Annotated in this window: 1 pseudogene; it reads left to right on the top strand. The window is 63.3% G+C overall.

What is annotated here, in order from left to right:
- Positions 1-330: pseudogene (locus ACZ4V6_RS13390) on the top strand (SH3 domain-containing protein); the annotation flags it as partial.

The raw sequence follows: 330 nt of genomic DNA, 5'->3' as shown, positions 1-330 counted from the left end.
GGTAATACGGGCGGGAACCAGAACAACCAGGCGTCCGGTAACACGGGCGGGAACCAGAACAACCAGGCGTCCGGTAACACGGGCGGGAATCAGAACAACCAGGCGTCCGGCAATACGGGCGGGAACCAGAACAACCAGGCGTCCGGTAACACGGGCGGGAACCAGAACAACCAGGCGTCCGGCAATACGGGCGGGAACCAGAACAACCAGGCGTCCGGCAACACGGGCGGGAATCAGAACAACCAGGCGTCCGGCAATACGGGCGGGAACCAGAACAACCAGGCGTCCGGCAACACGGGCGGGAACCAGAACAACCAGGCGTCCGGCAAA

The organism is Streptomyces sp. NPDC029152 (assembly GCF_055564355.1).
Note: the sequence above shows the minus strand (reverse complement) of the source record. Positions and strands in the feature narration are given on the sequence as shown.